This is a genomic window from Streptomyces sp. NPDC030165 (genome assembly GCF_055573595.1).
This window is the reverse complement of record NZ_JBVIBD010000007.1, coordinates 151,031-177,084: the sequence shown is the minus strand read 5'-3', so window position 1 is coordinate 177,084 and position 26,054 is coordinate 151,031. Positions and strand designations below refer to the sequence as shown.

Here is a 26,054-nt window from a genome sequence, read left to right as displayed (position 1 = left end):
GTACGAAGACTGCGTACGACAGCCCCCGCAGCCGAGAGAGGTGTCAGGTGAGCTCCAAGTGCCCGGTCAGCTACCCCTTCCCGTGGGCCCCCGCGCCTGATGTCCCGGCGGACTGGCGCTCCATGCGGGAGGGCCCGCTGCTGAACATCAGCCTGCCCAGCGGCGACCCCGCGGTGCTGGTCACCCGCTACAAGGACGTCCGCAGGCTCTACGCCGACGAGCGGCTCAGCCGCAACTGGGCCCGGCACCCGGTGTCCCGGATCTCCGCCAGCAACGACCTCTTCGCCGACCCCGAGATCGACAACGACCCGCCGCGCTACCTCGTCGAGCGCGGCATCGTCATGCGCGCCTTCAGCCACCGCCGGCTGGAGGCCCTGCGCCCCGTGGTCCGGCAGATCACCGGCGACCTGCTGGACGCCATGGAGGCGGACGGCCGCAACGAGGCCGAACTCATGGAGGCGTTCGCCTTCCCGCTGCCCATCCTCGTCATCTGCCACATGCTGGGCGTGCCGCCGCAGGACCGCGACAAGTTCCGCTCCCTGATCGACGGCTACCTGTCCGTGAGCCGGCTGCCCGACGAGGAGGTCGAGCGCTGCCGCGTGCAGTACTGGGACTACCTGTCCGAGCTGATCGCCGCCAAGCGGACCGATCCCGGCGACGACCTGATCAGCGACCTGATCAAGGTCAACGCCGAGGACCCCGGCAAGCTCACCGACTACCAGCTCCAGCACTGGGTCAAGACCCTGCTGATCGCCGGTTACGTCACCACGGCCTCCCAGATCGGCACCGGCATGGCCGTCCTGCTGCACCGGCCCGCGGTCGCCGACGAGCTGAAGGCCGACCTGTCGCTGGTGCCCTCCGCCGTCGAGGAACTCCTGCGCTACCAGATCATGGGCACCTCGCTCGGCTCCCTGCGCTACGCCCTGGAGGACATCACCCTCCTCGACGGCACGGTCGTCCCCAAGGGCAGCACCGTCCTGCTCTCCGTCGAGAGCAACATGGACGAGGAGGTCTTCGACGACCCCACCACCCTGGACATCCGGCGCGCGGACAACCACCACCTGACCTTCGGCGCCGGCATCCACTTCTGCGCCGGCGCGGCCCTGGCCCGTATGGAACTCCAAGAAGCCACCGCGGGCCTGCTGCGCCGCTTCCCCGGCCTCACCCTCGCCGTCCCCGGCGAACAACTGGTCCGCCCCGAAGGCGGCTTCCTCGCCGGCTACGCCGAGATCCCCGTGAAGTGGTGAGGCCGCCATGCCCGGCACCCCGGACCCCGAAGCGCGCCTGACCGTCTCTTCGGATCCTGAAGCCCGCCTGACCGTCACCGCGAACAACGAGACGTGCGTGACCAGCAACCTCTGCGTCAACCGGCTCCCGCAGGTGTTCGGCCAGGACGAGGACGGCTGTGTCGTCGTCCTCGATCCCCACCCGGCCACGGAGCTGGGACGTGAACTCCTGCGCGCCCGGCGCAGCTGTCCGACGCGGTCGATCCGTATCGAGGGCCTTGACGAGGGCCCGGAGGAGGACTGAGCCGCGACTCCCTCACGAACAGCACCGAGGCCCCCGCACGTGGTGCGGGGGCCTCGGTGCTGCTGCCTCGGTCCGTGTGCGGGAAGCCTCAGTCCCCCTTGGCGAGGCGTGCCGCGTGGTCCCGCTGCTGGCGCGTGGCGAAGCGCAGGAAGGCGACCATCTCGCCCAGGGTGTCCGCGCCGAGCCCGCGCAGGTACTCCGCCCCTTCGCGCGCGATGGGCGTGAAGATCTCGGCGACCATCGCGTAGCCCTTCTCGGTGGGCTCCACGATGACCCGGCGCCGGTCGGCGGTGTCGCGGGCGCGGGTGGCGTAGCCGGAGCGTTCGAGGCGGTCGATGGCGGTGGTGACGCCGCCCGTGGTCAGACCGGCGGCGGTGGCCAGCTCGCTGGGGCTCATGGGGGAGGGCCCGAAGAGCAGGTCGAGGCAGCGCAGGTCGGTGCGGTTGAGCCCGAGCCGGTCCGCGACCTGCTGGTCGAGGGTGTCGGCCGAACGCTGGAACTCCTGCATGACCAGGCCGAACTCCTCTATGAGCTGCTCTCGCCGCTCGTTGTCGGGTGCTTGCTCAGCCTGCTGACCGCTCGCCTGCTCCATGGTCACGTCCGATCCTCTCCCCGGTTTCTCTTGACATTCTAGCGATTTGCTCCGTACAGTCGATCCCGTAAGTCGCTAGAGAATCTAGCGACTAGAACTTCGACTCACACGATTTTTGCCCAGACGGACGTCTGGTGCGGTGAAAGGAGCTCCGATGGTCAGCACCACTCCCACCGGCCGGCTCGTCTTCGTCCCTCAGGTCCAGCACCTCACGCTGGACGTCGCCGACGTCTCGGCCGGTGCCGCCCCGGAGCTGTGCAGCACCGAGTTCGGCGGCCGGGACTCGCTGGTCGAGGACGACGGCAAGGGCACGATCACCATCCGCCGGCGCGGCCCCGTACACCCCTTCGACCTGGCCCGGCGTACGGCGCACGTGACCCTCAGCCCGCTCGTCGCCTGGCACGTCGAGGTCCGCGGCCCGGCCGCGCACATCGACGCCGACCTGACCGGACTGCCGCTGCTCTCGCTGTGCGTCACCGGCGGCCTCACCCAGGCGCGTTTCGTGCTCCCGCACACCGACCGCACCGTGGCCGTGCACTTCGGCAGCGGTGTCCGCAAGACGACGATCGTGCGCCCGCCCTCCGTACGCGCCACCCTGCGCGGCGACACCGGCTTCACCGGCCTCTCGCTGGACGGCGAATGGGTCGGCACCCGCACCGAGGTCGACTGGCGCAGCGCCGAGCCGTTCGAGGCGACCCCCGGCTGCTACGACATCACGCTCGACTCCGGCGCCAACCGGCTCACCGTCGCCTGACCCGACGGCCCGGCCCGCCCGCACCCCCGGCCCGACCCGGCCTCCCGCACCCCGAACCGTCATGGCGACGAGCCTCGGCGCGGCGGCTCGAAAACAGGTCGCGCGCGGCTCGCCCCGCCCCTTACACCCCCGACCCCCACTCCCGTTCGAGCCGCAGTCGAGAGCCCGTGACAACCATCGACCGGCACCGCCGACCGGCGGGACCTCCCGCACAGCCACCCCACGCGCACCACGAGGAGCCGTCATGGACCTGCAGCTGAAGGGCAAACGGGCCGTCGTCACGGGTGCCGGCCGCGGCATCGGCCTGGCCGTCACCCAGGCGCTCACCGCCGAAGGCGCCCTGGTGATGGGCGGCTCGCGGAGCGACAGCCCCGCCCTGCGCGCGGCCACCCCGCACACCGTGGAGGTCGACCTGGCCACGCCCGACGGGCCGGCGCGTCTGGTCGGGAGCGCCGTCGAGACCTTCGGCGGGCTGGACATCCTGGTCAACAACGTCGGCGGCCGCGCGACCCCCGCCACCGGATTCCTGGACCTGACGGACGAGGACTGGCAGGCCGGCTTCGACCTCAACTTCCTCAGTGCCGTACGGGCCGTACGGGCCGCGCTGCCCGCCCTGATCGAGAACCGGGGCGCCATCGTCAACATCGGCTCGGTCAACGGACGGCTGCCGTCACCACGCCTGACCGAGTACGGCGCGGCGAAGGCCGCCCTGGCCAACCTGACCAAGGCCCTCTCCGAGGAGTTCGGCCCGCAGGGCGTCCGGGTGAACGCGGTCTCACCGGGCCCCGTCCTGACGGACACCTGGCGCAACCCGCGCCGCGCGGCCCGGCCGGATCCGGACATCGAGACCAAACTGGCCGCGGTGCCCCGCCGGATGGGCCTGACCACCGGCGCGTTCATCGCCCCGGAGGAGGTCGCCGACATGGTCCTCCTCCTGGCGTCCGGCCGCCTCCCGGGCGCCACGGGAGCCGACTGGCTCATCGACGCGGGCATGCTCAAGTCCCTCTGAAATCAAACGCCTTACGGACCGGTGCTTTCCCGCCCAGCGGGCAGGAGTTGCTCCTGTCAGGCGGAACCACCCGCACCCGGACCCGTCACCCGCACTCCCTGCAACACCCGCAACGCCTCAGCGCACGCGACAGACGCAACACACGCAATGAACCCGCAAGAAACATGAGGGGACAACCCGACATGACCGACGCACCGTTCCACGTCCTCATCATCGGTGGCGGCACCGGTGGCATGGCCCTGGCGCACGGCCTCAAGCGGGCCGGGATCAGCTTCGCCGTCTACGAGCGCGAGGCGACCCGCAGCAGCGGCCTGCACGGATACCGCGTGGGCATCAACCCCGACGGCAGCCGGGCGCTGAAGTACCTGCTGCCGCCCGAGCTGTTCGACACCTTCGTCGCCACCTGCGCCCGGGCACCGAAGTACTTCAGCTTCCTCAAGGAGGACCTGAAGCCCAGCGTCACCCTCGACATCGTCCAGAGCGACGACCCCGTCAACAACGAGAAGTCCGTGAGCCGGATGACCCTCCGGCAGGTGCTGCTCACCGGCATCGAGGACGACGTCCACTTCGGCAAGACCTTCACGCACTACGAGAAGGAGTCCGACGGGCGCGTCACCGCGTACTTCGACGACGGCACCAACGCCACCGGCGATCTGCTCGTCGCCGCCGACGGCTCCAACTCGCGCGTACGTCAGCAGTACCTGCCGCACTCGCAGGTCAAGGACGCCAACATCATCTCCATCACCGCCAAGGTCCCGATCACCCAGGAGACCAAGGCACTGCTCCCGCCCAAGGTCTACCAGGGCATCGGCCTGGTCGTCGCCCCCAAGGGCTACAGCTGCATCCTGCACACCATGGAGTTCGGCTGGGACCGCGAGGGCCGGGTCAAGTCCGGCATCGGCGGCAACGACGCAGAGCTGATCAAGCAGTGGCCCGGCCTGCTCTTCGACAACACCCGCGACTACATCAACTGGGGTTTCTGGGCCTCCACCGACAAGTTCCCGTCGGACGTCATGAAGAAGTCGCCGGACGAGCTGATCAAGATCGTCCTGGACATGACGCCCGACTGGAGCCCCAACCTCCGCAAGCTCTTCAGCATGGGCGACCGCCAGACCACCTTCCCCATCAACATCCGCACCTCGGTGCCCATCCCGCGGTGGAGCGCCAGCAACGTCACCCTGATCGGCGACGCCATCCACACCATGACCCCCGGCCAGGGCGTCGGCGCCAACACCTCCCTGCGCGACGCGGCCCGGCTGTGCACCAACCTGATCGCATACGTCCGCGGTGACACCACACTCCTGAAGGCCATCGACACGTACGAGGCGAAGATGGTCCGCTACGGCTTCGAAGCGGTCAAGGAGTCGCTGAAGCAGACCGGTGGGGACCAGCCCATCCACAAGCCGGTCGTCGGCCGGGCCGCCCTGGCCTCCATGCGCGGCTACTTCTGGGTCGCCCGCCACGTCCCCTCCGTACAGAAGAAGATGGCGGAGGACCTCTACCTGGACCGCGGCGGCGATCGCGAGGACTACGGCCAGATCGTCCCGCCCGACAAGAACTGACCCACCCCCGTGCCCACGCCGGCCCTTACCGGAACGGCGTCCCACCACCACGACAGGCCCCCGGAACGGGCGGACGCGGACATCTCCCGCGCCCGCCCGTTCCGCTCGGTTCACACCGTCATCACCGGCCGCGACCGTCCTCGGCGCCGGCGCGTGCCCTCAGGGCCGGTCCCGCCGCTTGAAGGAGACGTGCCTTCGGCAGGACTCCTCACCAGCCTCTCAGGGGCCGCCCCACCCGGTCCATGTTTCTTTGCGGGCGCGTGGTCATAGCCGTCGATTCGAGCCAGAACATACCGATTGATCGATTTGTTTCTGCCCCGTTACGGTTTCGAAAGCCGGGATGGCACAACCGTGATGATCCACATGGCAGCGCTGGTCGGCAATCGCCCTATTTAGCCATTTAGGCATGCGTTGACTGGTTGTGTCAGGTGCGTCAGCTACCTACGTTCGTGTTGGTTCGTCCGGCCACCGATGCGTGGCCCGCACGTGCCGGTGCATGACGGCGGTATGAGGGAAAGGGGCACATCCAGTGCAATCAGACGACGGCTGTGTCTTACTGAAACGGTTTCAATGCGAGCGTCGGACCGCTGAGCCGCCGTTCTGGTCACAAGATGACGCGGCATTCGCTGACACCGCATCACATCGGCGTAGCGGCGGGCCGCGAAACCAAGTTCCGAAGCATGGGCGAGCACTTCGCCCCCAGGCATCCTTCGGCTCGCGAACCGTCCATCGCCGCAGCAGTTGCCCTGCTGTTCAAGGTGTGTTCGCGTGTGTGTCTCGCAGCGCCGGGCGCGTCACCCCGTGACCGCTCGTCATTCCCGCGTCGGCCCGCTGTCGCACTTCTGGGCCGCGCCGTGCCGGCACATCCATCAAGAGCACGCTGGCAGGTCGCCAGCCAACGCCTTACGGGCCTTCATGGACCAGGCAGTGAGTGACAGCCGTCGTCGTATGCCCTCCGTGACACCAACGCGCCCCGAAAATGGAAGGATCAAGGACCTCGATGCGCACAGCAGCACGTTCACGAAGAATGTTCCGAGGCATCGCCGTAGCGGCATGGCTGGCGGCCTCGGTCGCGATCGCCACCCCGGCTGTTGCCGATGACCTCGACAACTTGTACAGCCCGGAGGCGTGCAAGTATCCCGGCAGCTCGCAGTTCAAGTTCCATATTTTTTACAACTCCGGCCAGGGCGGCGCCTACCGCAACATCGGCTACGCCGTCTACAACTTCAACGACGTACCGGACGGCGTGGCGGGCGCGGCAACGCCGCTGACGTTCTGCGCCAATGGCGCGCCGGGTGCAGGAGCGAAGATCAAGAACAACGCCGCGTCCGGCGAGAACGAGCACTACAAGTACAAGGCCCGGCTGTATTCCAGGAGCGGCTTCAAGGGCAACCAGGACGTCATGGACCCCTATCAGCACCACGACCGGTTCCGGAACGTCTACAACGACAACGCCTCGTTCCAGTGGACCAGCTGGTGACCGCAGAACAAGAACGAAGGAAAGCCCCAGGCATGCGACGGACAATCAAGGTCACGGTCCCGGCCACCGCGCTCGCGCTCGCCGCCGGGATAGGCGCCACCTGCTCCTGGTCCGGCAGCGCGAAGACGGGTACCGACAGTCCCTCCGCCACGAACCGTTCCGCTGTTCCGGGGCAGGTGGCGCAGGCGTACGTGGGCTCCTCGGACAATCCGGCGACCTGGCGTCTGCCCATCCAGGCGTATATGCCCACCGCGACACAGGCACGCCTGGTGACCGAGTCGCGGGACCATCTGATCGACACGTGCATGAGCGCGGCGGGCTACGACTCCTGGGAGCCCGCTCCCGACCTGCCGGCCGTCGGCGGCAAGACCCTCACCGACTGGCGCTACGGCATTCACGATGGCCAACTGGCCGCCGAGCGCGGCTATCACCCCGCCAAGGGTGAACAGGAGGCGTACGACAAAGCGATGGAAGCGGGGGCGGTGGATACCTCCGGAGCCGACGAAACAACGCTGAGGCGTTGCGTGGGGCAGGCGGACGGCAAGGTCCCCGATCCGCAGCCGTCGGCCATCGTCCAGCAGATCAGCGGCGACGCGTACGAGAGGTCCGCGAAGGCGCCCGAGGTCGTCGCGGTGTTCGCCAAGTGGTCGTCCTGCATGAAGGACAAGGGTTACCCCTCGTACAAGCGGCCGCTGGACGCCAGTGACGATCCGCGCTTCATGGATCCCCGCAAGGTGACGGACCAGGAGATCGCGACAGCGACGGCAGACATCGCCTGCCGGGACAAGTACAACGTCGCCCGTACCTGGTTCGACGCGGAGGCGAAAATCCAACGTGCCGAGATAGCTGAGCACTTGGACGAATTCAACAAGGCAGCCCAGGCGGTTGGGGAATCGGTCGACAAGGCGAAGTCGGTCTGACCCATTTTTGAGTAGTTGCCCATGCAAGCACCTGTCGTCGCGTCGACCGCCGCCTTTACCGCCTTGCGCACCACGGCGCCCACCATGGCGTACGCGGTGGCGACGGGCACCAAGCCGACACGCGAAGTCGGCAAGGTCCTGCGCGACACAGTGTGCGCGGCATTTGACCCGCACAGCGGCGCAGACGGACACGAAGGCACCGTGCGCACACATCCCCACACCACGTCCGTCCACGACCCCCGCGGTGCAGCGCGCACGGCATATGAGAGCAAGCAGTGACCGCATACACCCAGTTCGCGGGCCGGCGCCTGGCCCTCGTCGAAACGATGCCGCACAAGGTTTTTCACGAAGGCATCCACGCCGCACGCGACTTCGGCTGTGAAATCTGGCTGCTCACGCAGAGCGAGGATTCGTACACCGCCGGACGTTCCTACTCCGGGCATCCGCGCGCACCGGCCGACAAGGTCCTCCGGGCCGACACCCACGACTGGACGGCGATCGCCGACGTCCTCACCGGCGCGCACGGTGAGCCGCTGGTGGACGGTGTGCTGTCGTTCTCCGACTGCCACACCGAAGCGGCTGCCCAGGCAGCCGCCCACCTCGGCCTGCCCTCGCCGGCACCTGAGGCGGTGCGGACGGCCCACCACAAACACCTGCTGCGCCGCGCCCTGGACAGCGATCCGGCGAACATCAGGTGGCGCCTGGTGACCGGCAGGGAGGAGTTGAACGCTGCCGTCCGGCACGTGGGTCTGCCACTGATCGCCAAGCCGCCGGCGGGGACCGATCCCTATGGAGTCCGCAAGTGCACCACCCCGCCCGAAGCGTTCGCGGCGTGGCGGGAGTTGTCGAACGCCCGTCAACCGCTGCGTGGACAGACCCGCCCGGGCCACGTCCTGTTCGAGGAATACATCCGGGGCGTCCAGGTGAGCGTCGAAACGATCACAGTGGCCGGTGCGACGCACTTCTTCGGCGTCACCTCGAAGCCGCACAAGGGCACGGTCCTGGAAGAAGCGCACTCCTTCCCCGCGGCCCTCGACCACACCACCTGGGCCGGCCTCAAGGACTGCGTCGACCGTGCGCTGCGCACGATCGACTACCGACAGGGCCTCGCCCACACCGAGGTGATGATCACCGAGGACGGACCGCGGATCGTGGGGATCAGCCTGCGGCTGCCGGCCCAGATCACCACGATGGTCACCCATACCTGCGGCACCAACCCGCACCTCGATGCGAAGCTCCTCGCTCTGGGCCGCACTCCGCACCCGGGTGCGCCCGGAGACGGGCCCTGCCCGGCCTCCGCCGTTGTGGTGCTCCACCCCGACGCGCCCGGACGATTCATCGGCATCGGCGGTCTGCGCGAGGCCGTCGCTCACAGCGTGGAGATCACCCTGCACGCCGAACTCGGTGAGCACGTCGGCAGCCCCCTGGACAACTCCGCTTCGGTCGGCTTCGTCCACGCCCACGCCGACACCGCCGAGCAGGCTCTGGCCACGGCACGCCAGGCGGCATCCGTGGTCCACGTCACCACGGGCGGTGAGACACCATGAGCACCGACGGACGTATCGATTCGTCCTTCTCGCCGCGCCGCGCACAGGTTCCGGACCACGTCATCGAGGGTGTCGCCCCGGTACCGAGTGCCCCCTCGCCGTCGAGGACGTCCGGACCGCACCCACCCGCACGCCACTCACCCGTATCGGAACGGCCGTGACCGCTGGCTGTGCCGTCACCGGATCCGCACCGAAAGCCACGGCCGGCCCCCCCGCCGGCGAAGAGCGCGCCGGGGCGTGGTGACGTTCACGCCCCGCGGCATATACCCCCACCCAACGACTGAAAGGCGTCCAGCATGGACGAGCAAGTACTCAGAGCCCAGAAGTGGGTCAACAAGACATACGGCGGTGTCGCCGGGTACCAGCGCTGCCCGGAGGACGGCCGTCCCGGTTGGGGCACCGTGTATTCCCTGCTCATGGGGCTCCAGCACGAACTGGGCATCTCCCCGGTCGTGGCGAACTTCGGCCCCGGCACCGAGTCGAAGGTCGCCGCGCTCGGTGACATCGGCTTCAACTGGGACAAGAACCGCAAAATTGTCGCCATCCTTCAATACGGCATGTGGTGCAAGGGCTACTGGGCCGTCGAGCCCGACAGCGAAGGCTGGTTCACCGGAGTCACCCGCGACGCGGTCAAAAAGCTCCGCGGCAACATGGGCCTCCCCGAGGGCGACGGGAGCATCAACGCCAAGCTGACCAAGGCCATTCTCAATATGGATGCCTACGTGGTCGTGGCTGGCGGAACCGATGAGATCCGCGATATCCAACGCTGGCTCAACGGCCGCTATTGGGAGAAGAGCGCCTTCAACATCGGGCCGACGGACGGAATCTACTCTCGGGACGTCCAACGGTCACTGCTGATCGCGCTCCAATATGAACTCGGCATAGCGGCACCGAACGGAAACTTCGGCCCCGGCACGCAGACGGGCCTCAAGTCCCACACTGTCAAGCAGGGGGACACCGGCATCTTCGTCGAGTTGTTCTCCGCCGCCTGCGTCTTCAACTCGCCGACCTATAATTCCAGGCTGGAGGAGGTGCGTACCACTCACCGGTCCACCTTCGACAGCAAGCTGACCGAGTGGGTGAGGCTCTTCCAGCAGTTCTCCAAGCTGGATGCCAACGGCATCGGAAACTATGCGACATGGGCGCAGCTTCTGGTGTCCATGGGTGACCCCGAGCGACATGCCACGGGCTCCGACACCCGCTTCGAGATCACCGGGCCCCGAGCGAAGTGGCTGAAGGCCAACGGCTACGAGATCGTCGGCCGCTACCTTTATAATCCGCCCGGCGACAAACTGGATAAGGACATCAAGCCAGGCGAACTTGACACCATATTCAGTCATGGCCTGAAGGTGTTTCCGATCTACCAGGACAACGCCCGCCGGCTCGCCGACTTCACCTACGGCAACGGCTACGAGCATGGCCTGAACGCCCACAAACTGGCTTCCGGGTACGGCTTCAACCCCGGTACCACGATTTACTTCGCTGTGGACTACGATGCCACCCAGGAAGCCATCGACGGGAAACCGCAAGGCGTCATAACCTACTTCCACGGCGTCCAGGCCGCCCTCGCCAGCCAGGGAAAGAAGTACAACCACGGCGTTTACGGCTCCCGGAACGTGTGCAAGAACGTCACCGACAAGACGTTCGCCCGGCACTCCTTCGTCTCTGGCATGTCCTGGGGTTTCTCCGGGAACCTCGGATTCCCGATGCCCCGCAACTGGTCCTTCAACCAGATCAAGACGTTCACGGTCAACAACGGCTCCGACACCTTCGACCTGGACCGTGATGTCGTCTCCGGAGCCGACCCCGGTACCTCCTCCGTCAACGACAGTGCTGGCCCGGCAGACGCTTTCATCCGGTACGTGGAGAAGCTGTACGGCATCGCCAGGTCCTACGGCAAGGGCAACCCGAGCCAGCTCGTCATGGAATACATCCGGCACCACGAGTACGGTGGCAAGGACTGGAAGAACAAGCTCGGCTGGTGGTTCCTCATCGGCTCGTACGACGAGGACTTCGTCGCGTACGCCAACTCCAAGGGCATGTCCGTCATGCAGTGGTTCAAGGACCCCTTCACCGGATATGACCTGGGCGCCGAGCACATGATGGCCACGGCCAACGCCCACTTCCTCAAGGCGCAGCCGTCCCACCAGAAGAGCGCCAACGGCGGTGACGTCGGCGGCTGGGCCGGCGACCTGATGACCTTCTACGCGGACTGGCGGAATTCCGAGGAGAAATACGCGTCCGGCAAGGCGTTCTGTGAGGCCAAACTCGCCAAGCCGGGCGTATACTCCTCGTTCGGTTTCAACGACTTCATCGAGGACGCCGACGGCTACCTCATCGCCCGAGCCGTCCGGAACGGCAAGGACATCGTCCAGGCAGTCAAGGAACAGTACGGTAAGAACGGCGGCGGCCAGACCCGGTTCAACGACTTCTTCCAGCAGCGCTGGGGCACCGCCGAGAACTGCAAGCAGGCCGCACACAACGCCCTCACCGCAAGCGATGTCACGCTCGGCACCGGCCGGAAGCAGCTCATCATGCTTGAGGGCGCCATGCTTCCCACCGTTCTGCAGAATGCGCCGGGGGGATACGAGAAGCTGGCATCCTTCGAACAAGGTTTCGTCGACGCGCTGCTCGCCCGCACGGGCACGGAGAAGCGCAATGCCGCCGCATATCGGAGCAACCACGAGACGTTCCTCCGATCGACACGTATCGAGGACTGATCCATGCGTGGCCGCGACTTCCTCAGCCACCCGGAGAAAAGGCTCTACCTCGGTGGCGTCGTCCTGATGGTCCTCTTCGTCACCCTGGTGCTCGGCTGGCTGTTCGCCGTCTTCTCGGCTGTCCTTCTGGCTGCCGTGTTCCTCGTCGTGGCCGGCGCGCGACGGGCCACCTCCGCCCTGCGCGCGCGACGGAGGCACACGGCATGGTTGCTGCTCGCCCTGGCGAGCATGCCGGTATCGCTCCTGGGCCTGCTCGTCTCCTACTGCGTCGGTGCTTTCTCCGGCGCCTTGAGCGTGCAGAAATCCTGCGGGGTTCATCAGGAGTTTTACGACGCCACCTACCGGTCGCAGCACGCGGGGGAAATGGATCGCTGGTTCCCGCTGCACAACAAGTGCAACGCGGACTTCGATCTCGTTCCTGCCTGGGTGAACCCCGCTCTTGTGATCTTCGCCGTGCTCCTGGCGGCCGGCATCATCACGGTTTCCATCGTCGCCGTGACGCATTCCAGAACGACAAGAATGAGGGAAAATACATGATGCGCGGATTCTCGCGGCGTCGTTTCATGGCCGTCTCAGCCGGCGTCGCCGGCGTCGCTGTCCTCGGGGCACCCGGAGCGGTACACCCGGCATCAGCGGCCGACCGGACGGACTGGTCGGGCAGGCAGTCCGACAACGGCTGGCCCGTACTGGTCACCGCGACGTCGTTCGACATCGAGGGTAGTGACCAAAAGGTCCCGCTCGCCGACGGAGACGCGGCAACTGTCCTGACCTACGTGGCCCGACGGTTCCACTACGAGATCGACTCTCTCCGAGACGGCGACGTCCACGGCTGGGTAAAGGCCCGCACCCTGGTGGCGAGCTACGAGTCGAACTATCTCTCCGGCAGCGCCATCGCGATACGCCCGCTGTGCTACCCGGTCGGCTCCCAAGGCAATCTCTACCCGAACGAACTGGTGGTCGTGAGAGACATCCTCGCCGAGTTGGACGGTGTCGTGGCATGGGGCGGTGATTTCAAGAAGCCCAAGGAGTCCCACTTCGAAATCGCGGTCCAGCCCGGAGACGCGAAGCTCACGCGAGTGGCCCGCAAGATCCGTCAGTGGAACTCCGGCCCGAGCAGCGAGGGCGCCGGAGCGACGGACGCCTTCGCCCCCGAGCGCGCCGGTGCGGCCCGGTCCTTCCAACGCCGCGCCGCGTAACGAGCCGGTGCGTAGCGGGCAGGCATACTCGTGCAGCGAGGGGCATGGCCGATCGGTCGGTGTTGTGCATCCTCGCTCACGGGTGTCCCGGTGACGCACCTGGCTGCGATGGCTGAGCCCATTCTCCCCAGCATTCTGTAGGAGGTGCGCACACGCTCTTCCATGGTGTCCGGCCCGCAGTGTGCCTGCGCCGGCACCGATTGCTCAGAGCCAGTCCCGCCGCTTGAAGATGACATACAGACCGGTACATACGACCGCCATCAGGACGATGGCGAACGGGTAGCCGAACACCCAGTGCAACTCCGGCATGTGGTCGAAATTCATGCCGTAGATGGTGCCGACGAGGGTCGGGGCGAAGAGGATGGCCGCCCAGGAGGAGATCTTCTTGGAGTCCTCTTCCGGGCGGCCCTCACCTGGGCTTTTGTGTTGCGGTGGCAGTCTGGCCAGGGCAAATGGATCTTTCAGGGTTCTTCAATGTGGCTCAGCTTTACGCAGCCGATCCTCCCCAGGTGCTCCCCACCGGGCTCCGTTCTCCTCAGTTTCTCCCCAGAGAAGCGCCTCGGTTGGAGTCGTGCCCGTCCTGGACGAGGCACTCAGTGACTACTAGCGTGACCTTCGCTCGGTGAGGCGCCAGATTACGCGGCCTCCGGTCTGCCCTGGCTGCACACGGCTTCGGTCGCGGTGGGTGAAGCGCGCAATGCCTGGTCCTGCGGGCGCCCGTTTTTCTACCGGAGCGCACTCTCAAGTGGTGCGGGCAGGCCCTGTCGACGATGACGGTCTTCCCCCGTCATCTTCACTCTTTTGGACTCGTCCTCTGCCCAGCGGGACAAGCTATGGGTGACGAGGCTGACCAGGACTCAGGCTGGGCGCGCGGGGGTGACAGGGCGCGAGCGCCTAGGCCCTGTCGTCAAATTCCCGCCTGCCGCGCGACGCCTGGCACGCACGCTCGCCGCGTTGTCGGGATCGTCCACGTAGACCCACTACGAGGACGACCCTCCGCCTTGCGATCGCACGCACCAGACGCCGCGCGGCCCGCCCTTCGGGCGAACGACGGGAATTTGACGACAGGACCTAGGGCCAATGCCGCAACTGACGGCCGGCCGCAGGACGCCCACCGTCCGGCAGCGGTCACCAGGTGGGGTGGTGGCGGGCGATCAGTTCGGGGAACCCTCTGGTCAGGCCCTTCATGACGTTATCGCCGTAGCAGGCGAACAGGGGGTTGTCCGGGTCCACCGTCACGCCGCCCGCGGCGCTGACGTACCGGCTCGGCAGGGGCCGGACCGACGCCTCCAGACGAGGGCTGTAGAAGAACGGCATGGAGTACCGGTCGACCCCCGGGGCCGGGCGGACGACCCGGTGAACGGTGGCCTTGAGGTATCCGCGCGTGGCGACCTCCAGCAGTTCACCGAGGTTGACCACGAACGCGTCCGGCAGGACCGGGACGTCGACGAAGTGACCGTCCTCGACGGCGACCTGCAGCCCGCCTTTGTCGTCCTGCACCAGCAGGGTGAGCAGTCCGTAGTCCTTGTGGGTGCCCGCGCCGTCGCCCTTCGGGACGCTGCCCGCCGTGGCGTCCGGCCCCGGGTAGTGCAGCAGCTTGAAATGGATCTGCGGCTCCGGGGTGACCACATCATCCAGGAAGCCCTCGGGAGTCTCCAGGGACTCCAGGATGAGCCTGAGCATCCGGTGCGAGAGGCTCGTCAACCGGTCCATCCATGCCAATACGGCCGGCCGCAGCTCCGGCAGGGCGGCCGGCCACTGGTTGGGGCCGACCAGCCACTGGTACGCGGGCTCTCCCGGGCCGGGGCTCCGCGCCGGGCGCTCGGGACCGATGTCCAGCTGCCGGCGCTGGTCCGGGACGCCCCGGGTGCGCTCCCGCCCCATCGCGGAGTAGCCCCGGAAGTGAGGGGAGTTGAGGACATCGAGAGCCGCATGCTCCGACTCCGGCAGGGAGAACAGCCGACGCGTCAGGTCGAGCAGTTCGGCGGCGCCGGTGACGCCGTGGCCGGTGAGCTGGAAGAACCCGATGTCGTGGACGGCGGCCCGCAGCCGGTTCAGGAACCCGGCGCGCGCTTTCGGACCTTGTTCGCTGTCCCGGAGATCGATCACGGGAATCGCTTCTGGCATGGAGTGCTCCTGGTTTCTCGATACGGTTGTGAACCTCACCACTGCGTTACGGTTCCGGACCGGCCCGCACGGAGGCGGCACGCGGGGGCGGGGAGAAGAGAGAAGGCGGGGCAGTTACAGGGGCGTGGGAACAGCCCGCGTCGACCAGGTGTCCGGCCGACGCCGATGTCGATGCCCCGTCAGGACAGCGGAGTACCGTGCAGGGTCACCGCGTCGGCCGCCCGCTCCAGTGCCGCCGTGCAGTCCCGCTCCGTCTCGGCGACGGCGACGAGGAGGGCATACCGGGAGCGGGAGTCGCCCGGCGGGTACAGCCGCAGCTCCCGGCCCGGGGCCGTCAGCACCCGTACTTCCCGGATCTCGGGCGGCAGCCGGTCCGTCGCGATCTCGACGGACTCGACCCGTACCTCCCTTTCGGGATACAGGAAGCGGACCGCGGCCGTTGCGGAGGCCCCGGACGTCCGGAAGTCCGGCGTGGCGCCGACCGCCAGATCGGCCGCCATCAGGCCGATCTCCAACCCGGTGACCAGGCCACCGAGGTACGGGACACGGCCGCCGCCGATCCGTGCGTTGATCTCCACGACCTTCGGGCCGGAGGAGGTCAGGCGCAGCTCGGTGTGGGTCACCGTGTCGGTCAGGCCGACGGCGGTGTGGGCTTTCTGGACCACTTTGAGCAGAACGTCGTCGGACAGCAGCGGGTCGTCCGCCCGGACCGTGTGGCCCACTTCCTGGAACCCGGGGGCGTAGCCGAGCTGCTTGTGCGCCACGAACAGCGCCGTGACCTGCCCGTCGCGGCAGACCGCCTCCACGCTGATCTCGGGTCCGTCGAGGAACTCCTCCACCAGGATGGGCTGTGCGTACCGGGGCACCTCGTCGAACCAGATCCTGCCCGCCTGCTGGTAGGCCCGTGCCAACTGCCGCTCGCCGCCGACATAGGTCACTCCGCAACTCGCTGAAAGCGCCCGGGGTTTGACCACCACCGGATAGCCGATCCGGGCTGCCGCCTCGCTCGCCTCGGCCAGACTCGCGACGGCTGCCGACCGGGCCTGCGGGACACCGGCCCGGTCGAGCGCCTTCCGGCCGGCGTACTTGTCCCGGCACGCCCTCACGGCCTCGCGCGGGCTGGTACGCAGCCCCAGCGCGGTCGCCAGCTCGGCGACGGCCTCCACGCGCGTCTCCTCGTAGGTGAGCACACCCGCGAATCGCTCGGGGTGGGCCCGGGCGGCGGCGGTCATCGCCGCGACGTCCAGGGTGTCCACCACACCGAACGAATCGATGTAGGGCTTTTCCCAGGTGGGAGGCGCGGGGCGCAGCAAATGCAACCGGTATCCGGACGCCATGGACCGCAGTACGTAAGCACGCCAGTGCTCGCTGCCGCTGCCTACCAGCAGCAGGAGCGGCCGCCCCGAGGAACCGGCTGAAGAGCAAGCCGCATCAGTGGTGTCGGTGTTCGCTGTCGGCATGCGGGCCGGTTCCTCCGTCGTGTCATGCGTGGGGCGGCAGGCGGGGCGAGTGGTGAGGGGCGGGGGCTCCTGATGCTGTCCACCCGTCGGTGGTGGACGCATCGGCCGGTGACGGGCCGGTCGTGGGCGGCTTGGCCCCGGTCCCATCGTGGGCGACTTGGGCCCTTGTCCCAGGGCACTCACATCATCACGTGGCCGGCGGCCGTTATCCACCGCTGCGTTTTACGCCGAATGGGCATCCACTCATTTTGGTTCGGGTTCTCTTCCCGGCAGAGTTGACGGGTGAACCGAGGAAGCGCGCCGCCCTTCGCCGGAGAAACGCATCTGCGCCCGCCGTTGGGGGCAGGTGGCAGCAGCACACCCCGCACGGGACGCGCAAGGCGAATTCGACCGTCACTTCTTCGGTGTAAAAGATGCACGTGGACAACACTGCCCGGACCGAGTGAAGATGACGAACGGACAGGGCCCGATACTTCAATGCCCGCCAGGCGCACCATTCCACTGCTTCGATAACTGTTCCTCCTCCGGCAACCGTCACGCCCCACCCGCTGCATCAACGCCGCGGTGCCTCCAGCCGTCGCACCACCGAAGCCGCGCCGTACGGGTCGACAGGTGCTCACTCAAGTCCACCAAGCCAGGTACCGCATGTTCCGATATCGAGGCCGAGCGGCAGCGCTTCGGGGCTGTGCCCACTCTTGCGCGTCGGCTCTTCTTCTCTTCCGGGGGCCGACGGTGTCGCCTTGACAGGGCGGATGCCCGGCTGGTGCCCCCACTCTGTGCACGTCGTGAGCGAAGGAGTACCCATGCTCTCAGCGGACAAGAACCGCATCCTTTCCCAGGTTCAACGCGGTACGCGAATGGGTGAACTGCTGCGCAGATATTGGCATCCGGTGGCGCCGGTCCTGGAGCTGACCCAGCGTCGCGTCAAACCGGTACGGCTGCTGGGTGAGGACCTCGTCCTGTTCCGTAAGCCGGACGGCAGCCACGGTCTGATTTCCCGGCGCTGCCCGCACCGGGGCACCGACCTCGGTATCGGCTGGGTGGACGGTGACGTGATGCGGTGCGCATACCACGGGTGGGGATTCGACTCCGAAGGCCGTTGCACGAGCCAGCCGTTCGAGGAGACGGGCCCGTCCGGCGGATTCCGCGACAAAGTCGGCGTCGCCGCGTACCCCACCACCACGCTCGGAGGGCTGATCTGGGCCTATCTCGGCCCCGCCCCCGCGCCGCTGCTGCCCGACTTCGAACCGTTCACCTGGGAGCACGGCTTCGTCGAGATCATCATGACGGAACTCCCGTGCAACTGGTTCCAGTGCCACGAGAACAGCATGGACCCCGTCCATTTCGAGTGGCTGCACCAGAACGGGAACGCCGTACGCAGCGACCCGGAATCCCCCACGTATGTACCCCGGCACCTGTCGATCGACTTTCTGGAATTCGAGCACGGTTTCGTCAACGGGCGGGTGGTGGAAGTCCCCGACGTCCGCCCGACAGGTTCCTACTCGAGCACGAACGACGTGACCGACGGCGGGATCCTCAGCCTGTGGCCCTACACCCTCGCTTCCGGGAACACCATCGAGTTCCGGGTGCCGGTGGACGAACGGCGCACCCTCAATTTCACCTGGCAGTACTCCGTGCTCCCCGACGACGTACCGCCCGGCCGGCAGGATCCCGGCGCGATTCCGTACTGGTACGGCCCGCTCACCGACCCGGCGACCGGTGACATCATCACGTCGCACACCGGGAACCAGGATTTCGCCGCGTGGATCGGGCAGGGAACGTTCGCGGACCGGACCGCCGAGCAGCTGGGGCGCGGCGACAAAGGCATCACCCTGCTACGGCGGAGGTACTTCGAAGCGATGCGGAAAGTGGCGCAGGGGGAGGACCCGCCGGGCACGGTGCGCGACCCCGCGGCCAATGTCAGCATTCAACTGCCCCTCCTCGGCAAGGCCCGCTACACACAAGGGGTGCCGCGCGAGGTTTTCGAGAAGAAACTCGCTGCCCGCAAGAAGAACGGGCTCCTCGGGATCGGCGGATTCTGGACGGTGCAGGCCGGGCGGCCGAGCCACCTCCAGAAGGAGTACGACGAGATCGCGGGCGTCGTACGGAAGGCACCTGCCGGCAGCGTGTGACGCCTTTCGCGCAGGCGTCACTCATACGGACCATTCAGATGCCCGAGTCACTCACCCGGATCATTCACCACAGTGACTCGGCACCCTCACTACCCGGGCTGAGCGGCCGTCGAAGGAGATGATGACAGCGAGGATCCCAACAGGCGGGCGCATGGCTGTATCGCCGCGGTCTCTCCGTCGGCGCGACTCATGGGGGGTTCGAACGACACGCCCCGTCGGGGAGTTGATTGATGTGAGTTCATCGGGCTGTCCGGAACCACTGACGCCGCTTCGAGGTCGCTCCGCGTCACGTGTCTCCGGAGAGCGGCATCACGAGAGGACGGAGATGAATGCGGAGGCACTGCGGTTGCTCCTCACGGAGCGGCGAGCCTCAGTAGCGCCGGAATCCCATGGCCTCACACGGCCCAGGGGAAAGGGCCGACGTGCCCCCGGTCTCGCCCAGCACCAGGTCGATCTCCTGCTCAACCGGGGCTGGGGGACCTATCAGCGTCTGGAGTCCGGCAAGTACCGGAATCCGCCCGTGGACTTTCTGCGGGATCTCGCCCTGCTGCTGCGGCTTTCCGAGGTGGAATGGGTGGCCCTGTGCCGCTACGCCGGCATCGGCGACCCGCCCAGGCCCCTCACGCCGCAGTCCGGGCAGGAGGTGCCCCAGGTGTGGCAGGAGGCTGTCGCCGGAATGACCCACGCCGCCTGTGTCATTGACGCGTCATGGAACATTCTTGCCCATAATCAGCCCTTCACCGATATTTTTCCGTACGGGAAACGCCCCACCAATACGATGCAGTGGATGCTCTTCGACGGTCGGCCCCTGCTCACCGACTGGGCCACCACCTGGGCACCGCACCTCTTGCCCCTCCTGCGGGCCGATCTGGCCGTCCGCCCCGACGACAACACGCTGCGCCGGTTCGAGGCGGCCGTACTGACGGATCCCTGCGTGGCGCCCCTCTACGAGACCGCCGGTGTGGCCGTCCACCCGGACGAGGACAGGCGTCCGCTGCAGCATGCGCGGAACGGTCCGGGCTGGGTCAAGATGTGCATGGCGCAGCCCACCACCTCACCCGGCACCCGCCTCATTATCCTGATCTTCACACCCTGCGCGGGAGGTCCGGCCGGTCCGGCGAGCGGCGTCTGCGGCTCGGCCACGTCGGTGGCCGGACGGATAGCCAGGCCGCCGTGTTGCGACAGCCGGCCCCAGCGTGACGCGCCGGCCCGAGCCGCGGAGAATCTCCGCGCGATACTCTCCGCCCACCGCTGAACCGTCGTTGCGGGCCACCGCTCCCGAACGTGGTGGCTGTCCGTCTCCCCTCCGTACCAGGGATCGAGTCGATGTCTGCTGCCCCGGAAGTGTCCGCCGCCCCGGACGGCCGTGCCCCACGGCGTGTGCTCTCCAGTTACCGGGACCTGATGGCGGTCCCGGGCTTCTGGAGGAACGCGCTCGTCGGAATGATCTCCAAACTCCCGCCCAGCATGGTCGCGTTGAGCCTGCTGCTGTTGGTCGGCCGGGACTACTCGTACGGCACCGCGGGCCTGATGGTGAGCGGTTCGGCGATCGGGCAGGGGGTGACGGCGCCGCTGCGCGGACGGCTGATCGACCGGTACGCGCCACGTCCGGTCCTGCTGGGCTGCCTGACCGCCTATCTGACGGTGACCGCGCTGCTGCTGTTCATGGTGCGGAACGGGGGGCCCGTGCCGGTGATCCTGATCACCGCGGTCGGTCTGGGGGCTACTGCCCCGCCGGTCGCGGTCATGATGCGCTCGGTGTGGTTCTCGGCGGGCGAGGGGGCGACGCTGACGACGGCCATGGCCCTGGATTCGTCCATGATGGGTGCCGCGCTGATCACCGGCCCGGTGCTGGCCGGCTGGCTGAGCCTGTCGGTGTCGCCCGTCGCCCCGTTCTTCGTCACCGCGACGCTGACGGCGCTTTCGGTCCTCCTCCTGCCGGTGGACGCCCCGGCCGCGCCGCGCTCCGCCTCCGGCGCCCGGGGGCACTGGCTGGGGCCGCTGGCCTCACTCCCCTTGCGGCGGCTGCTGGCCGCGAGCGGACTGTTCGTGACCGCCGTGACCGCCGTCGACGTGCTCCTGCCGCTGTACGCCAAGGAGCACGACGCCGGCGCGTACACCGGTCTCTACCTCGGCGCACTGTCCGTCGGCAGCGTGGTAGGGAGCTTCGGTCTGGGGGCCGTACCCGACCTGCTGGCCCGTGGACCGAAGGCATTCGTCCTCCTGATCGTCTTCGTCCTCGGTACGGGAGTGCTGTGCCTGGGCACGCGGCTGTCCCCGGAGATGGTGCTGCTGCTCTGCCCGGTGGCCGGGCTGGCCATCGGTTCCACGTTCGGGACGCTGCGGACGATCGGCGGCGAACTCGCGCCGCCCGGCCGGATGACCGAGACGATGTCCTGGCTCAGCAGCCTCGATCTGGCCGGGGGTGCGGTCGGCGCCGCGGTCTTCGCGCAGTTCGCAGCCGCCCGGGGAAGCGGGACGGCACTGCTCGTGGTGCCCGCGGTGGCTCTGCTGGCCGCGGTGTTCGGCTGGGGCGCGCGGACGCGTGCGGAGCCGCTGACGGCCGACGCGAACGGCTCCGGTGCCACGCGCGGCTGATGGCGCGGCTCCGGTGTCCGCGGGGTGGGCCACGAGGCGCCGGCGGTGTGTTCGTGCGTGCGCGCCGCGAACTCCCCGACCTCATGAACGGTTGCAGAAAAAAACCGTCCTCCACTGACCCGATAAATGGGACTAATAAGGTCGGGAAAGACGGGGAATAATAAATGCAGAAAGTTCTGTTTTATCGCTCTCCAGGAAACCTGTGAGCGGGCGCGGTAGGTGCGTCGGTAACAGCGCGGACCCGTTCGCTCCGTCGGACGGCATCAGCGGCATCCCGTCCTCGCCTCCCACACTTGCCACCCGGAAGAAACCGCGTTCGGTGCGGTGCGCCTCGGCCCGATGCGGCTCGCCCCCTGCTGCCTCACAGCCCGCTGCGCACGCCCGCCCGGGCGCGGCGACTGCCGGATGACGTAACGAGCGTTCCACTGCCCCGCGGAGCTTGCACGCCCGGAGCTTCGGTGTCTTGTCATCGCAGTTCAAAACGACGGAGGTTGACTCCCCATGTCCAGCATCGTCGTCCTCAACCCGGTGAAGTTCGGCCTCCATTACAAACGGGCGGTCCAGGCCAGAGGACACCGGCTCATTTCACTCTACTCCTTCAACGAGGAGTTGCTGGAAGAACGCTGGCCGTGCCATGCCGATGGTGACGATGTCTCCCTCTACAGCCGGGACCTCGATGGGATGCTGAATGAACTGGAGCCGTACCGGGACGACATCCGCGCGGTGCTCTCCGGCAGCGATGCGTCCGTCGACCTCGCCGACCGTCTGGCCCACACGCTTCACCTCCCCGGCAACTGCGTGGAACTGGCCTATGCCAGGAACCACAAGGACGCGATGCGCCGGGTGGCCGGACAGGCGGGGCTGCGCATCCCCCGGTACCGGTTGGTCACATCGATCGCGGACATCCCCGCCGCCGCGCACGAGGTCGGCTTCCCCGCCATCGTGAAACACACCTATGGGGGCGGGTCCCACGGCGCCGTGCTGCTTGCCGACGATGCGGCGCTGGCCGGCCTGGGCCGCCTGGTGAAGTTCGACCACTTCCGTGAGCCGGTCCGGAAGTGGCTGGTGGAACAGTACATCCGCGGCCGGGAGATCGCGGTGAACACCATGAGTTACGACGGGCAGCACCAGATCATCGACATGTGGTTCTACTCCCAGCCCGACGACTCGGACTACGACTTCCCCTACTGGAACAACGTCCAGATCAACCGCGAGGACCCGGATTGGGACCGGGTGGCCGCCTTTACGCACGAGGTTCTGGATGTCTTCGGCGTACGTATCGGCCCCGGGCACACCGAGGTGAAGTGCAACGCGGACGGCGTGTACCTGATCGAGGTCGCCGCACGCCTGGCCGGCGGTCCCGTCACGGACATGTGGCTGGCGCACAGCGACTTCAACCCCTACTACGCCGATATCGACTGCCGTACCGCCCGGCGCCCGGAAGCGCTGGGGCAGCACATCACGTTCGACGCGGCCTTCGGCGCGATCGCCGTTCGCAACGAGGGCGCCCCGGGAGTCCTGCGGGAGATCAAAGGGCTGGACGCGTTCTCCGCGGGCCCGGGTGTCGAAAAGGTACTGGTCGCCTATGCCCCCGGTGACTGGGTCCCCACCACGGACAGTACGACCAATATCCCGCTGGGCGCGTGGGTGTCCGGTGACACCGTGGCCCAAGTCCGTGAGCGAATGCACCGCTTGCGCGATCTCGTACAACTCGATATCGACCGGGAAGCGGACGGGCCTTCTGATGCTTGACTTCCGCAGCGACACCCTCACCAGGCCCCACCCCGGGGTGACCGCGAGCAACCAGGTTGCTCCGCGGCGGTGCGCTCTGCCCACGCTGCTCGGCCTGCGGAAGACACCCCCGCGGGAGAGAGCGACGTACGGACACGAACGGAAAGGGAAAGGCCGATGACGTCGGCCAAGACGCTGGTCGTCCTGTCCGGCGGCATCGACTCCGTCGTGCTCGCCCACGCCTGCAAGGCCGAGGGAAGAGAAGTATCCGCCATCGCGATCGACTACGGCCAGCGCCACCGCAAGGAACTGGAGTACGCGGGACGGGCCGCCGGAAAGCTGAACATCGACCTGACCGTCGCCGATCTCGGCGGCTATTCCCGGCTGATGCGTGGCTTCTCCCTGACGGACGCCGACGTCGCGGTTCCCGACGAGCACTACACCCGTACCGGAAGCGTCAATGTCGTCCCGAACCGCAACCCGGTCTTTATGACGGTCGCCTACGCCCATGCCGTACTGGCCGGAGCGCAGGAAATGTGTCTCGGGTTCCTCGCCGAGGACGCGGCCACCGCGCCGGACACCTCGCCCGCGTTTCTGACGGCGTTCAACGCGATGGAAGTCCGAGCCATGGAAGGGCTCGCTGATCCACCACCCCGTGTGACCGCCCCGCTGCTCACCCTGCGCAAGGCCGACGTTCTGCTCCTGGGCACGGAGCTCGGCGTCGACTGGCGCGAGACTTGGACGTGCTTCAAGGGTGAGCGGTTCCACTGCGGAAGCTGCGCGTCCTGCCATGACCGCCGCAACGCGTTCGCCGAAGCGGACCTCACCGACCCGACCCGATATCAGAGGTGAACTCCGCTTCCGGCGAACCGAGAAGGACCAGGCGAAGCCGAGCCCATGCCAGCCGAAACGGCCTGACGAGTATCGAGAGACCAGAACGGACGGAGCTGCACCCATGTATGCGATCACCAAGGAATTTCACTTCTCCGCAAGCCACCAGCTCGGCGCCCTGCCGGCAGGACACCAGTGCGCCAGAATGCACGGCCACAACTACCTGGTGGTTCTCGAACTCCGCTGCGACGACACGAAACTCACCGAGCCCGGTTTCGTACGCGACTACGGGGAACTCGACGAGTTCAAGCACTGGCTCGACGCGACCTTCGACCATCGGCACCTCAACGACGCCGTCCCCGGAATGAACCCGTCCGCGGAAAATTTGGCCTGGTGGGTCTATCACCAGTGGGTCGAACGTCTGCCGGAACTGAGCTGTGTACGGGTATCGGAAACGCCCCGGACCTGGGCCACCTACCGTGGGAAGTAAGAGCGGTGCGATGAGCCGGCAGGAGACAACGCCCGGCCGGAAGATCGTCGTCAATGAAATCTTCGGCCCGACGATTCAGGGCGAGGGCCCCTCCATGGGGCGCATCTGTTCCTTCGTCCGGCTCGGCGGCTGCAATCTGACCTGTACCTGGTGCGATACGCCGTACACCTGGGACTGGACCGGGCAGAGCAACGAGGGCACGGCGTACGATCCGAAGGCCGAATTGCACGCGATGCACGTCCTCGACGTGGCGGACCGGCTCAGGGCCACGGATGTCCGGCTGGTCGTCGTCTCCGGTGGTGAACCACTCCAGCAGCAGCAGACCGTGACGCTCCTGTGCCACATGCTGAAGGAGAGTGGGGTATCCGTCGAGATCGAAACCAACGGGACCATCGCGCCATCGCCCGCATTGACGGCGACGCAAGCCCGCTTCAACGTCTCGCCCAAATTGCGGCACAGCGGCATGGGGCCGGAACGGACGGTGGTACCGGTCGCGTTGCGGGCCCTGAACGCCACCGGTGGCGCGGCTTTCAAGTTCGTCTGCCGTGGCCCAGCTGATCTCGAAGAGGTCGACGCCATCGTCGCGCGCCACGGCCTGGAATCCGTCTGGATCATGCCGGAGGGGCAGGACCAGGAGACGCTGACCCGCCATATGTCGTCGCTCGCCGACGCCGTCGTCGCCCGGCGGTGGAACATGTCGACCCGTATCCATGTGCAGGCGTGGGGGAACCGCAGGGGTGTGTGATGGTGAAAGCCGCCTGGGAAAGGCAGGAAGCGGTCGACGCATCCGTCGACGCCACCCGGCTCGAAGAGCTGGCCCGGCAGATTCTGATCGAAATCGGGGAGGACCCTACCCGCGAAGGACTCCGCGAGACTCCGCGACGTTATGCCAAATGGTGGAAGGAGTTCGTGGAGTACGACGCCGGAAAGGTGGATACCCTGTTCGAGAGCAGTACCCTGGGCCAGACGGTTATGGTCTCGGGCATGACCGTCTGGTCGTTGTGCGAACACCACTTGCTTCCGTTCAGCTGTGACCTGACTGTGGCCTACAAGTCCGGCGGGGTACTGCTCGGACTCTCGAAGTTCGCCCGTATCGCGCACAAGCACGCACACAAATTGCAGGTACAGGAACGACTCGTGGTCGACATCGCAGACGAGATCTCCGACATCACCGGGACGAATGACTTGGCCGTGATGGGGCGGGGTGAACATCTCTGCATGACCATGCGCGGTATCCGTACGCCTTCGACGATGTCGTCATCCATTTTCCGTGGGGTGTTCGACCAGTCGGAGCGTGCCCGGGCGGAACTCTTCGCCCAGCTCGGGGTGAAGTAACCGCGGCCGGCCGCGGGGCGATGGCCGGGGGTGCGGTCCC

The 26,054-nt window shown here is 67.3% G+C and carries 23 protein-coding genes and 1 pseudogene; 20 read left to right on the top strand and 4 right to left on the bottom strand.

From position 1 onward, the window contains the following. Positions 1–47: 47 nt before the first annotated feature. Positions 48–1,247 (top strand): cytochrome P450, encoded by a 1,200-nt coding sequence (locus ACZ4Z1_RS15770; RefSeq protein ID WP_468487156.1) that lies wholly within the window; start codon positions 48–50, stop codon positions 1,245–1,247. A gap of 7 nt (positions 1,248–1,254) precedes the next feature. Continuing rightward, entirely contained in the window at positions 1,255–1,530 is a 276-nt protein-coding gene (locus tag ACZ4Z1_RS15765; RefSeq protein ID WP_468487155.1) for a ferredoxin, read from the top strand. An 88-nt stretch (positions 1,531–1,618) separates the two neighbouring features. Here the strand turns inward: ACZ4Z1_RS15765 and ACZ4Z1_RS15760 are convergent, their stop codons facing one another. Beyond that, positions 1,619–2,122, bottom strand: a complete 504-nt coding sequence (locus ACZ4Z1_RS15760; RefSeq protein ID WP_468487323.1) for a MarR family winged helix-turn-helix transcriptional regulator — start codon at positions 2,120–2,122, stop codon at positions 1,619–1,621. 154 nt (positions 2,123–2,276) lie between these two features. On the opposite strand from ACZ4Z1_RS15760, the gene ACZ4Z1_RS15755 reads away from it, so the two are divergent. The 10 genes from ACZ4Z1_RS15755 to ACZ4Z1_RS15710 all read left to right on the top strand — a co-directional run bounded on the left by ACZ4Z1_RS15755 (position 2,277) and on the right by ACZ4Z1_RS15710 (position 13,310). Then, complete coding sequence (locus tag ACZ4Z1_RS15755; RefSeq protein WP_468487154.1) at positions 2,277–2,876, top strand: hypothetical protein; 600 nt, start codon at positions 2,277–2,279, stop codon at positions 2,874–2,876. A gap of 244 nt (positions 2,877–3,120) precedes the next feature. Further along, the gene (locus tag ACZ4Z1_RS15750; RefSeq protein ID WP_468487153.1) at positions 3,121–3,885 is read left to right on the top strand and encodes an SDR family NAD(P)-dependent oxidoreductase; all 765 of its coding nucleotides are present in this window, start codon (positions 3,121–3,123) and stop codon (positions 3,883–3,885) included. Positions 3,886–4,067: 182 nt separating this feature from the next. Continuing rightward, positions 4,068–5,447, top strand: coding sequence for an FAD-dependent oxidoreductase (locus ACZ4Z1_RS15745; RefSeq protein ID WP_468487152.1), 1,380 nt, complete (start codon positions 4,068–4,070; stop codon positions 5,445–5,447). Positions 5,448–6,474: 1,027 nt separating this feature from the next. Continuing rightward, positions 6,475–6,927 carry a hypothetical protein gene (locus ACZ4Z1_RS15740; RefSeq protein WP_468487151.1) on the top strand — a complete coding sequence of 151 codons (453 nt, stop codon included), beginning with the start codon at positions 6,475–6,477 and terminating at the stop codon, positions 6,925–6,927. A gap of 32 nt (positions 6,928–6,959) precedes the next feature. Then, entirely contained in the window at positions 6,960–7,847 is an 888-nt protein-coding gene (locus ACZ4Z1_RS15735; protein WP_468487150.1) for a hypothetical protein, read from the top strand. Between the two features lie 21 nt (positions 7,848–7,868). Continuing rightward, complete coding sequence (locus ACZ4Z1_RS15730; RefSeq protein WP_468487149.1) at positions 7,869–8,126, top strand: hypothetical protein; 258 nt, start codon at positions 7,869–7,871, stop codon at positions 8,124–8,126. Beyond that, complete coding sequence (locus ACZ4Z1_RS15725; RefSeq protein WP_468487148.1) at positions 8,123–9,394, top strand: ATP-grasp domain-containing protein; 1,272 nt, start codon at positions 8,123–8,125, stop codon at positions 9,392–9,394. The genes ACZ4Z1_RS15730 and ACZ4Z1_RS15725 overlap by 4 nt, the downstream gene beginning before the upstream one ends. 296 nt (positions 9,395–9,690) lie before the next feature. Next, complete coding sequence (locus ACZ4Z1_RS15720; RefSeq protein WP_468487147.1) at positions 9,691–12,114, top strand: glycoside hydrolase domain-containing protein; 2,424 nt, start codon at positions 9,691–9,693, stop codon at positions 12,112–12,114. 3 nt (positions 12,115–12,117) lie between these two features. Next, entirely contained in the window at positions 12,118–12,651 is a 534-nt protein-coding gene (locus ACZ4Z1_RS15715; RefSeq protein ID WP_468487146.1) for a hypothetical protein, read from the top strand. Between the two features lie 26 nt (positions 12,652–12,677). Beyond that, complete coding sequence (locus tag ACZ4Z1_RS15710; RefSeq protein WP_468487145.1) at positions 12,678–13,310, top strand: hypothetical protein; 633 nt, start codon at positions 12,678–12,680, stop codon at positions 13,308–13,310. A gap of 204 nt (positions 13,311–13,514) precedes the next feature. Here ACZ4Z1_RS15710 and ACZ4Z1_RS15705 read toward each other — a convergent pair. The 3 genes and pseudogenes from ACZ4Z1_RS15705 to ACZ4Z1_RS15695 form a co-directional block, all read right to left on the bottom strand. Further along, positions 13,515–13,706: pseudogene (locus ACZ4Z1_RS15705) on the bottom strand (CorA family divalent cation transporter); the annotation flags it as partial. Positions 13,707–14,438: 732 nt separating this feature from the next. Continuing rightward, positions 14,439–15,437 carry an isopenicillin N synthase family dioxygenase gene (locus ACZ4Z1_RS15700; RefSeq protein WP_468487144.1) on the bottom strand — a complete coding sequence of 333 codons (999 nt, stop codon included), beginning with the start codon at positions 15,435–15,437 and terminating at the stop codon, positions 14,439–14,441. A 179-nt stretch (positions 15,438–15,616) separates the two neighbouring features. Then, a complete protein-coding gene (locus ACZ4Z1_RS15695; RefSeq protein ID WP_468487143.1) occupies positions 15,617–16,897 on the bottom strand; it encodes an ATP-grasp domain-containing protein in 1,281 nt (426 codons plus the stop codon). An 803-nt stretch (positions 16,898–17,700) separates the two neighbouring features. Here ACZ4Z1_RS15695 and ACZ4Z1_RS15690 point away from each other — a divergent pair. The 8 genes from ACZ4Z1_RS15690 (at position 17,701) to folE (ending at position 26,014) form a co-directional block, all read left to right on the top strand. Then, on the top strand, positions 17,701–19,029 hold the full coding sequence (locus tag ACZ4Z1_RS15690) for a Rieske 2Fe-2S domain-containing protein (protein WP_468487142.1): 1,329 nt from the start codon (positions 17,701–17,703) through the stop codon (positions 19,027–19,029). 346 nt (positions 19,030–19,375) lie between these two features. Further along, positions 19,376–20,284 carry an MmyB family transcriptional regulator gene (locus tag ACZ4Z1_RS15685; RefSeq protein WP_468487141.1) on the top strand — a complete coding sequence of 303 codons (909 nt, stop codon included), beginning with the start codon at positions 19,376–19,378 and terminating at the stop codon, positions 20,282–20,284. Positions 20,285–20,355: 71 nt separating this feature from the next. Next, positions 20,356–21,627, top strand: coding sequence for an MFS transporter (locus ACZ4Z1_RS15680; RefSeq protein ID WP_468487140.1), 1,272 nt, complete (start codon positions 20,356–20,358; stop codon positions 21,625–21,627). A 501-nt stretch (positions 21,628–22,128) separates the two neighbouring features. Next, complete coding sequence (locus ACZ4Z1_RS15675; protein WP_468487139.1) at positions 22,129–23,379, top strand: ATP-grasp domain-containing protein; 1,251 nt, start codon at positions 22,129–22,131, stop codon at positions 23,377–23,379. A gap of 156 nt (positions 23,380–23,535) precedes the next feature. Further along, the gene (locus ACZ4Z1_RS15670; RefSeq protein ID WP_468487138.1) at positions 23,536–24,210 is read left to right on the top strand and encodes a 7-cyano-7-deazaguanine synthase; all 675 of its coding nucleotides are present in this window, start codon (positions 23,536–23,538) and stop codon (positions 24,208–24,210) included. 103 nt (positions 24,211–24,313) lie between these two features. After that, positions 24,314–24,679 carry a 6-pyruvoyl trahydropterin synthase family protein gene (locus ACZ4Z1_RS15665; RefSeq protein WP_468487137.1) on the top strand — a complete coding sequence of 122 codons (366 nt, stop codon included), beginning with the start codon at positions 24,314–24,316 and terminating at the stop codon, positions 24,677–24,679. 10 nt (positions 24,680–24,689) lie between these two features. Then, positions 24,690–25,424: a 7-carboxy-7-deazaguanine synthase QueE gene (locus tag ACZ4Z1_RS15660; protein ID WP_468487136.1), complete on the top strand. Its 735-nt coding sequence runs from the start codon at positions 24,690–24,692 to the stop codon at positions 25,422–25,424. Then, positions 25,424–26,014, top strand: a complete 591-nt coding sequence (gene folE / locus ACZ4Z1_RS15655; RefSeq protein ID WP_468487135.1) for a GTP cyclohydrolase I — start codon at positions 25,424–25,426, stop codon at positions 26,012–26,014. Before ACZ4Z1_RS15660 ends, folE begins: the two co-directional genes overlap by 1 nt. The last annotated feature ends 40 nt before the right edge of the window (positions 26,015–26,054 follow it).